The 785-nt window shown below is 59.4% G+C and carries 1 protein-coding gene; it reads right to left on the bottom strand.

Going from position 1 to position 785, the window contains the following annotated elements; genetic code table 11:
- Window positions 1–178: 178 nt before the first annotated feature.
- A complete protein-coding gene (locus P9272_RS30475) occupies window positions 179–622 on the bottom strand; it encodes an SRPBCC family protein (RefSeq protein WP_128260726.1) in 444 nt (147 codons plus the stop codon).
- Window positions 623–785 lie beyond the last annotated feature (163 nt).

Raw genomic sequence — 785 nt, 5'->3', positions numbered from 1 at the left:
ATAATATTTTTTTTTTTTTTTTTTTTTTTTTTTCTTTTTTTTTTTTTTTTTTTTTTTTTTTTTTTTTTTTTTTTTGGTGGGGGGGGGGGGGGGCCCCCCCCCCCCCCCCCCCCCAACGTTCTCCGGTTGACGCAATTCCAGACGTGAGGACTACGGCGACCACGCCGGCCTGCCGGGACTATTGATTGATCTCCGGCTCGACGAGCTTGGCCAGGTTGCGCAGCGATTCCTGCCAGCCGAGATAGCAGGCCTCGGCGGGGATGGCGTCAGGGATGCCCGCCTGTGTGATGTTGATCTCGGTGCCGACCAACACTTTCTTCAAGGTCACCGTCACCTCGATCTGGCCCGGCAAATTGGGATCGTCGAAGCGGTCGGTGTAGCGCAGGCGCTCGCCCGGGACGAGCTCAATGAACTCGCCGCCGAAGGCATGGCTGCCGCCGGTGGTAAAGTTGCGGAAGGACATCTTGTAGGCGCCGCCGACCTTGCCCTCGAACTCATGCACCGTGCAGGTGAAGCCGTTCGGCGGCAGCCACTTGGCCAGCGCATCGGCCTCGACGAATGCGCGGTAGACCTTCTCCGGCTTGGTCGCCAGGACGCGGTGCAGGTGGATGGTGCTCGGCATGTCTCGATATCCTCTCTGGTTCGTTGATCGATGCCCCAAGGACGGGGCCGCGCCCCCCCCCCCCCCCCCGGGGGGGAAAATTTTTTTGAGGGCCCCGTTTGAGCCCATCCCCGAGGCCGGGGCGTGAAAATTAAACACAACCAACCAACACCCGGGCACTCAC

This window comes from Mesorhizobium sp. WSM4976 (assembly GCF_029625685.1).
GTDB lineage: Bacteria > Pseudomonadota > Alphaproteobacteria > Rhizobiales > Rhizobiaceae > Mesorhizobium.
The sequence above is the reverse complement of the archived record's forward strand: the minus strand, read 5'-3'. Positions and strand labels throughout refer to the sequence as shown.